Here is an 8,814-nt window from a genome sequence, read left to right as displayed (position 1 = left end):
TAGTTAAGGTACTCAGAATAAAGAATGTTAATAAAATCTGCTCCTCCCATGGCGCCGCCCGGGTGTCCTGATTTTGCTTTTTCAACCATTGCTGCGGACAGTAATCTGATGTTATCTGCCGCTCTGTTCACTGTTACATTACTCATTTTTAAAAATAAATTTTGGGTTTAACTCTTTAAAAAGATGCTTTTTTCCCCTATGATCCTTTTTTTATTTGAAAAACGTAACAAAGGTAATTCTTTTTTACTATTCTGAAGTATTATGAGGGGCTGCTATGTTAAAATTATTAGACTCCTAAATTTTAGTAAAAAATTAGTATGCTTCTTTGCCCAACTGCATAGCTCCTCAGCAAAATTAGCGAAAGTTGAATTCTAAATTTCGTTTACAGACATATCATACTAAGGATTTCAACCTTTACGAAATCCTTAGTCTATTTTATGATCAAATAATATCCTTTTAACCTTTACCACCCCGAAAGAATATTGATTCCAAAATTACCTTCATGAATCTTGCCCTGATGAATAGGGAAAGCGTAATAGGGTTCAATAATAATGGCACCCAACAAATTAAATCGCAAAGCCATTCCTGTACTCATAACCGGAATACGCTTATTTTGGGAGCGGGTAGTAAAACTGAACTCAGGCGATGAATTCGAATCCCAGGTTAACCCGGCATCGTAAAACACGGCCAATTCTGAAAAGAAAAGCTGTGATCTGATCCAGGCATAATCTCTGGGCCCGGAAAAGGGGATTCGCCATTCCAGGTTACTAACAACCGCTTTGGATCCCCAAAGCTGATTGGTTGATATCTGCCCATCCTGTTCATCGCCATAAAAATTTCCGGATTCATAGCCCCTTACGTACCATGGATACCCAATAAAAACATCAAAAAGCCTGGTATCATCACTTCCGCTTCCATACCGCCCGTAATGATACATCCTGTAAGCAAGGGTATAGGGTTTAAACCTAAAGTACTTTCTAAAATCAAACAAAAAGGTATTCATGTTTACTCCATGAATATATCTTTCATAGGCAAACCTGATTCTTTTTCCTTCAATGGGCGAAGCCAGTCCAAAGCGTGCATTATCTATCACATAAGCCAAATCGAAAATACCCACAGCAAAAGGATCCGGAGATTCAATCAGTTTACTCTTTTGGTTAGACAGGGAATAATAGTAGCTGTAATTTTCAACTTTCTCGGTCCTGTAACTGTAATTTGCACCCGAAATACCAAACTCTATCCGGTGCGATTTATTAATGGGATAGTAACTAAACAGTGAAAGCTTATCAATAAATGTTCTTCTAAAATAATATGCCAGATTACCTTCTCCTGATTCGCCATCTTCTTCCACATTAAAATATCCGGTTTGATAAGGTATGTGCGACAAGCTCACACCTAGCTTAAGAGGCCGTTTTTGGTTGACATAAGCCACTTGCCCGCCAAAATCGTATATCTCGCCATTTATACTAACGCCGGTATATAACATATGGTCACCAAGTATGTCACTAAAACGCGCTTCCACACTACCGGCCATACCGGCTCCATACCGGCCTGTCATAACCCCCATGGAGGTATTACCAATATAATCGAGCTTAAACTTGGCTTTAACTGGTTCTGTGTAAAAACTATCCTTTTCAACAACAGGTACAAAATCGGTATGAACTAGGTTTTGATCTACCATGGATGGGAAACTTGAATAAGGCATCAAACGCGAAGCATAAAAATCAACCTTTTTATCGCTTACCTCAACAGCTGTTTTTTGAATTTGGCTAACATGGGCTCTTAAAATGGAGAACTCTCCTTCCCACAACATATTGTAATAAAGATAGTTTTTTGAAATATTCAGCGCAGGGGCCATGGCAGTTATCCCTGTTATTCCGGTGGGATAAAAAGTAACTTGTTTCAAGCCACTCCTTTTTTCGTCAATAAAATATAGATTTCGCGTTCCGTCCCTATCTGAAAGAAAAAAAACTTTTGAACCATCGGCGCTTACGACCGGATTCATATTTTGGGCGCCGTCAAAAGTAGGTATAACATCCTTAGTTAAAGATGCCAAATCAATTTTTGCAATATTATATTGTGTGGAAACAACACGTTCCTGCGTTGGAGAAGGGGCATCTGTGATATAATAGATTACATCGCCTTCTTTATCCCACGAAGCCTGCAAATTGCAATAATGATCCCTGGTAATATTCCTAACCTCCTTTGTTTCTACTTCAAACAAATACAGATCAGAAATACCTTCTTTCAATCCTGTAAAGACAATATAATCACCATTTGGCGACCAGGCAGGATAACTAAAGGCATCGACCTGAGGAATATCAATTTCGGAAACCAGCTTAGCTTTTTCCACATCAAAGACTACCAGTGCACTTTTCCCTTTAATATAGGCCACATAGGCAAAATGTTTGCTGTCAGGGGCCCAGGTGCCAGAGGTTTCCATATAATTAATATCATCAATCTGGTCGCTATTGGTTGATGTATATATTTTTTTGAGCACTTCACCTGTTTTGGCATCTGCCAAAAACAAATCCAGGCTAAAAAGATCGCGTTCCGATAAAAAAATCAGCTTTTCACCGTCGGGACTTACGGATGGAGCCAGATTATAACGCCCGCTGTTACGCCTCGACAAAATCCGCTCACCATGTACCGAAAAAGTAGAATCATTTACATTTCGCAAAAGATGTTGCTCCATGGATTCTTTCCATACATGCGACAATGAATCCATGGAAATAAACAGCACATCTGAAATGGCATTTTCAATTCCCTGGTAGGCCGTTTCTGTAAAAAGATGCGAAACATACTGCTCCCCGTAAGTATTGGCGATATAACTCCAAAAGGCCTGACCATAACGATATGGCGAATACCTGTAATCTACTGTCATGGTTTTTAGCGAAGGAAACTTATTATGGATTAAAGCATCGCGCATCCATAAGACGGTATGCCCATCTGTATTTCCTACCGATAAATACTCAGCCATCCCTTCAATCATCCAAAGCGGGATATTCTGAATGGAGGCCAGTCCCAAAGAAGAGTTCCTTTGCAACAGGTCGTATTGAAAGGCATGAACCATTTCGTGACCCAAAACATGATTGGTTTGATGTTCGGAAAAACCCAACGGCATAACGATCCGTTTCTTGAACCCTTCGGTAACTCCGCCTGTGCCAATCCCAATATAGCCATGGATGGCGTTGGTTTGTTGAAAATCGGCATGACTTGAGTATAATAAAAGCGGATTCCTGACCTTAAAGGTATCCAGCAAAACCTGCTGGTGGAAACGGTACCATTGCTCACTCTTTTGGGCAATACTTTTTATCAGGCTATCCGATTTGCAATAATGGTAAATTTCGAAGTGGGGTGTTTTTAACTGCTCAAAATCAAACTGCTTGTACGAGGGCTTGTTTTGTCCAAAATACTGGGCAAAGGCAACATTTGAGTGCAATAAAAACCCAAATACCATAAAAAAATATACAAAGCGCCTTCTCATTTCTGATACACTATATTTAAAACAAGTTACAACCCGATAAGTTTATACGCAAATTATTCAGTTTGGTTAAGGGTTTATTATTGCTAAAAAAATATTGCCCTGGTTCTTCCTCATAAATTTGATTCTTAATATTTTATTTATATATTCGTTCTCCGTTTTTGACCATTTATTATTCAAAAACGGTTTTTAACAGACAAATACCATTTGACTAATAACCAAAAATGATCCATTAGTATGAAAGCAATTATTTATCAAATCAACTTTAAGCATATAAACATGAATACCAACCAAATCTTGCCTTCAGAAATCGTTTCTTGTACCCAAACCATCAAACCCGATATTAATATGTACCACTCCACATAAAAAACACCCATAATTTTCAGAATCCCTTAACAGGCAATGAATAGCGGAGGCTTTACAGGTTTAAGCGGAGGCTTTGCAAAGTTAAGCGGGCATTTTACAGATCTAAGCGGAGGATGTTTTAGGTTAAGCGGAAGTTTTTCAACAACGAAAACACCCCGCTTAAACACCATTAGCATCCGCCAGGATGAATAATCTTCCGCTACGGTTACAAAACACCCCGCTTAAACGCAATGAACGTCAACTACAGTAACAAAAACATCCGCTACAGCTCAATGATTGTCCGCTCAAGTATTTGCACGGCGACTAAGATTCATAAAGGATAAGCTAAATAAAATCAGCGCCATTACGATGGTAATAATACATAAAACAACAATAATAAACCATAGTACGCACTTCAAATCATTAACTAATTTTAAACAATGTCAAAAAACGATAGAGATTTTAATTTCTCAGACGCTTCGCTCCTAAGCTACGGAGAAGTATTGGCAGCTACCATGCCCAATGACGTAACCAATTTTAATGTATTCGACAATACCATAAACGACCAGTACCCTGTTAAAATTACAGATGCAATAGCCGAAGTAAAAAACATCAGGACTGACCAGGTGGTAATTGATGAAATGACTGAACACACCCAGGCCGTAAACAATGCGCTTGCAGCCTGCAACAGTTACTACAAAACAGTGAGCTTTTTTGTGCGCAAGGCATTTAAGGGCAATACTGCAGTACAAAACCAGTTTGGCCTAAACGACATAGCCAAGGTTCGGATGAACGTACCCAAGATGATCATTTTTATGAATGACATTGCCGGGGTGGTGGCTAAACACCAAAAACAGCTGGTGGAGGCGGGCTGCAACGAAGGGCTGCTGAGCACAGGCCAAAAGCTGGGAGAAGATCTGAAAAACTGCAACGTAAATCAGCAGCGCTTTATTAAAGAACGCGGATTGATAACACAAGAGAGGGTTGAAAAACTAAATGCCTTATATGCATTGATAAGACCCGTGAGCGAAATTGCCAACATAATTTTTGCCGACAACCCGGCAAAATTGGCTGTTTACCAAATGCCTAAACCCAAATCATCAACCAATAGCCATGATGATTTAGTGGTTTCGTAATTCCGCTTGCCCTGTATTGGGCAAGAAATACCAGTTTTATTTTAATAATGTGTGTACTTAAACCGCCGGAGGATTCCTTCGGCGGTTTTTATTTTATTACGGGGCCGAAACTCATGGCATAATAAATACCATCACTTGTTACCAACTAAAACCCTCTTCTAAAAACCTAAGGGCCTTTTGTCTCTATCTTATATTTTCCCCTTTCAGTTATGATATACTAATTTAGTATCAACAACATAACTCATGATTCCTACGCTCACCCCTTTGATTCCTCCCGTTTGATCGGGACAAGCTCTAAAGGGGAAAACTCCAACGCTCTGTGCGGAAGCTACTTCCCCTTTAGGGGACCGAGGGGTGTGGGTGGGCTAACAAAAATTTCAGCAGTTTTCTTACCATCACTTGTTACCAACTATTAACACGATTGCTTTGTGTTGTATATATTTACGTTATATATTAGCAGGGATTTGTTGATAAATAAAAACACACTTACTATGAAAAAAATAACCCGGGTATCATTAGGGATTTTAATTTTTACATTTTTAATGCTCGACAAATACATTTGGGGTTTTATCAATAGTGTTGACTTTTTAGAAAAATCCCACGCTTCTACAATAAGCCACATGCTGGCTATAGCTACGCTTTCGTGGATTTCAATTGAGGTGGTAAGTATTTTAAAAAACCGGTTATTGAAAAGATTTGACATCAACAGTGAAGACAACCTAAGGTCGAGGAAGCTGCATACCCAAATCAACCTGCTGGAAAAAGTAGTGGTATTCATTATTATACTGTCGGCTATCGGATTAATCATGTTGTCAATTGACAGCATCAAGGAAATAGGCATCGGTATTTTTGCCTCTGCCGGTGTGGCCGGTATTGTATTGGGCTTGTCGGCACAAAAAATTGTAGGCGCCATTTTGGCCGGGGTTCAAATTGCCATTACACAGCCGTTTAGGCTAGACGATGCCGTTGTGGTGGAAAATGAGTGGGGATGGATTGAAGAGATCAACCTGACTTATGTAGTGGTACGCCTATGGGATAAGCGCCGGTTGGTTTTGCCCTCGAACTATTTTCTTGAGAATCCCTTTCAAAACTGGACCCGCACTACTGCTGATATTATTGGTACGGTATTTTTATATACCGACTATACCATTCCTGTTGATGAATTAAGAAAAGAACTAACCCGCCTGCTGGAGGGTTGCGACCTGTGGGACAAGAAAGTGAACGTGGTTCAGGTTACTGATTCAAAACAGAATTATATGGAAACCCGCATTTTGGTAAGTGCCAAAAATTCACCAACAGCATGGGACCTCCGGGTATATATCAGGGAAAAGATGATTGAATTCATTCAGAAAAACTATCCCGAGAGCCTTCCTAAAACCAGAATTGTTGTTAAGCAAGATGAAAACACATTTTTACACAACACCCCTCATCAATAAATACACGCTTGTATTTTTTACCTCTAAATTTACACATGTACACCCTATTTAAAGGGGGTATTGATTATATTTTTTCATTTATTAATATTTATTAACGTAACCATTTAAATCCTGCAGCGTAAAGAATGCTGGTAAATAAGGAATTGTTTTAGTAACGTATAGGGCTTGGCGCTTTCTGTGTTTAAGGTTTTCTTTTTAATAGCATTACCTTTTTAAGATAGTTGATAGCTCATTAAAAGATGCTCCATGGCTTTTACAGGTACTATACCCACCTGTATCACCTCAATTTAAGCATCTAAAATGCCAATTTGTTTTACCTCAAAAGTTTAATTCCGCAAATAAAAAACCTGATGGTGTATTTCCATACACAAACAGGAATTAACAAGGGGGTGAAGGATTGACAAAATAAATACACACAAAAATGAAATTTGTAAAATTCAAAGATCTAAAGATCTTATCAAAACTATTAATCTTTTCGCAGACTATTGGTTTATTGGTAGCATTGAGCGTGGGACTTTTATCCATTTACAGCTCAAGCACCGCTTTAGAAAACGAAAACATCGATAAAATAAAAGCCCTCTCAATTTTAAAAAAGAAAGCGCTAAACCAGTTTTATACAAACATTTTCAACGACCTGAAAGGCTTTTCTGCCTCATACGAAACAAATTACCTGTTGAACAGGCTAACCGAGTATGGCCAGACCAAAGATGCCATACAAAATGGATCATTTAATATATCAAGCAAACAATACCAGGATATTTATAACGACCATTTTGATTCGTTCAACTCCTTTATCAGGACTAAAGGCTACTATGATATTTTCCTGATAAGTTTGGACCAGGGACATATCATGTTTACCGTTGCCAAAGAAAGTGACCTGGGCGAAAGTTTGCCTAATGGCTTTTTAAAGGATTCCCATTTTACCCATTTGTGGAAAAAAACCATTAAAACTAAGGATATTTGCGTTTCAGACTTACTGCGCTATTCGCCCAGCAACAACGAGCCGGCTCAGTTTGTAACCTGTCCTATTTGGGATAAGAACCAACAAATGAAGGGGATTTTGGCCGTTCAGGTTCCCGATAAAATGATTAACGACATCATGACCAACAGGGTTGGCATGGGCGAATCCGGAGAGGCTTACCTGGTTGGGCAGGACTTGCTGATGCGTTCCGATTCGCGCTTTATGGACGATGCCATCCTTAACACCACTGTTAATGGTATAACTACAAAAAAAGCACTGGATAAAAAAACAGGACTTGAAGTGGTTGACGATTATCGCGGGATTGCTGTAATAAGTTCATACGATTTTATTGATATTGGTGGACTTGACTGGGCTATTCTAACCGAAATGGATGTATGGGAAGCCGTTAAAGCTTCAAAGGAATTACGAAACGAGTTGCTGGTTATTATTGCAGTAATTATAGTATTGCTGATTTTGGTTTCGTATTTTTTTTGGGAAAGGCTTTACCAAACCGATAGAACAAGCATCGGATATGGTGAACCATTTAGCAAACGGAGACCTGACTTTGAAAATTGAAATGGAGCAGAACGATGAGATCGGGCAAATGGTAAAGGGATTTAACACCATGGCTGATAAGCTAAAACATATCATCACAGAGGTAGTTCATGGAGCCGACCATATGCTAAGCGCCAGCAAACAGGTGAGCCAGTCGTCGAACCTCCTTAGCCAAAACTCATCCGAACAGGCCTCATCCGTGGAGGAAATATCATCAACCATGGAAGAGATAGCAGCTAATATTTCGAGCAACACGCAAAACTCTAAAAAAACCGAAGAAATCTCAATAATTGCACAAGACGGGATCAGCCAGTTATCGGTAAACACAAAAGAAACCGTAGAGGCCAATAAAATTATTGTAGAAAAAACGGCTGTAATAAGCGAAATTGCGGCACAAACCAACATACTTGCATTAAACGCAGCTGTTGAAGCGGCTAACTCCGGAGAACAGGGAAGAGGATTTGCCGTTGTTGCCAAAGAAGTCAGAAAACTGGCAGAAAGAAGCAAGGAAGCAGCAGAACAGATTGGCGCAGGTGTAAAAAACGGGCTCCAGATGTCGGAAGTAGCAGGCGATAAAATGGTAAAGATCCTACCAGATATTGAAAAGGCCACCGATCTGGTAAAAGAAATTGTTGAAGCCAGCGTGGAACAGAACCACGGCGCCCAACAGGTTAACGACGCCTTGCAACAGCTCAACAACGTTACCCAACAAAATGCAGCAGCCAGTGAGGAATTGGCTGCCCAATCTGAGGAAATGTCGGTTAGAGCTGAAAAACTTAAAGAAATTGTTTCGTATTTTAAAATATGATACCAATAAAAAATAAATAAGGAGAGACGTACTGCAGTGCGTCTCTTTTTTTTGCTCTGCATTTATTGATAAGGCAACAATCACATTAA

At 39.4% G+C, this 8,814-nt stretch carries 7 protein-coding genes; 5 read left to right on the top strand and 2 right to left on the bottom strand.

The window, feature by feature from the left end:
• A partial coding sequence (locus OM074_RS06170) for a thiamine pyrophosphate-binding protein (RefSeq protein ID WP_435873439.1) occupies window positions 1-146 on the bottom strand: 146 nt, incomplete at its 3' end.
• A gap of 317 nt (window positions 147-463) precedes the next feature.
• On the bottom strand, window positions 464-3,487 hold the full coding sequence (locus OM074_RS06165; RefSeq protein WP_301198497.1) for a BamA/TamA family outer membrane protein: 3,024 nt from the start codon (window positions 3,485-3,487) through the stop codon (window positions 464-466).
• Between the two features lie 399 nt (window positions 3,488-3,886).
• Here OM074_RS06165 and OM074_RS06160 point away from each other — a divergent pair, with 399 nt between their 5' ends.
• The 5 genes from OM074_RS06160 to OM074_RS06140 all read left to right on the top strand — a co-directional run bounded on the left by OM074_RS06160 (window position 3,887) and on the right by OM074_RS06140 (window position 8,725).
• On the top strand, window positions 3,887-4,042 hold the full coding sequence (locus tag OM074_RS06160; RefSeq protein ID WP_301198496.1) for a hypothetical protein: 156 nt from the start codon (window positions 3,887-3,889) through the stop codon (window positions 4,040-4,042).
• A gap of 227 nt (window positions 4,043-4,269) precedes the next feature.
• Window positions 4,270-4,965 carry a hypothetical protein gene (locus OM074_RS06155; RefSeq protein ID WP_301198495.1) on the top strand — a complete coding sequence of 232 codons (696 nt, stop codon included), beginning with the start codon at window positions 4,270-4,272 and terminating at the stop codon, window positions 4,963-4,965.
• Between the two features lie 491 nt (window positions 4,966-5,456).
• Window positions 5,457-6,401 carry a mechanosensitive ion channel family protein gene (locus OM074_RS06150; RefSeq protein ID WP_301198494.1) on the top strand — a complete coding sequence of 315 codons (945 nt, stop codon included), beginning with the start codon at window positions 5,457-5,459 and terminating at the stop codon, window positions 6,399-6,401.
• Between the two features lie 421 nt (window positions 6,402-6,822).
• Window positions 6,823-7,938, top strand: coding sequence for a cache domain-containing protein (locus OM074_RS06145; RefSeq protein WP_301198492.1), 1,116 nt, complete (start codon window positions 6,823-6,825; stop codon window positions 7,936-7,938).
• Window positions 7,895-8,725: a methyl-accepting chemotaxis protein gene (locus OM074_RS06140; RefSeq protein ID WP_301198490.1), complete on the top strand. Its 831-nt coding sequence runs from the start codon at window positions 7,895-7,897 to the stop codon at window positions 8,723-8,725. Before OM074_RS06145 ends, OM074_RS06140 begins: the two co-directional genes overlap by 44 nt.
• Window positions 8,726-8,814: the final 89 nt, after the last annotated feature.

The sequence above is a fragment of the Plebeiibacterium marinum genome (assembly GCF_026013615.1).
In the GTDB taxonomy this organism is placed as follows: domain Bacteria; phylum Bacteroidota; class Bacteroidia; order Bacteroidales; family Marinilabiliaceae; genus Saccharicrinis; species Saccharicrinis marinus_A.
Note: the sequence above shows the minus strand (reverse complement) of the source record. Positions and strands in the feature narration are given on the sequence as shown.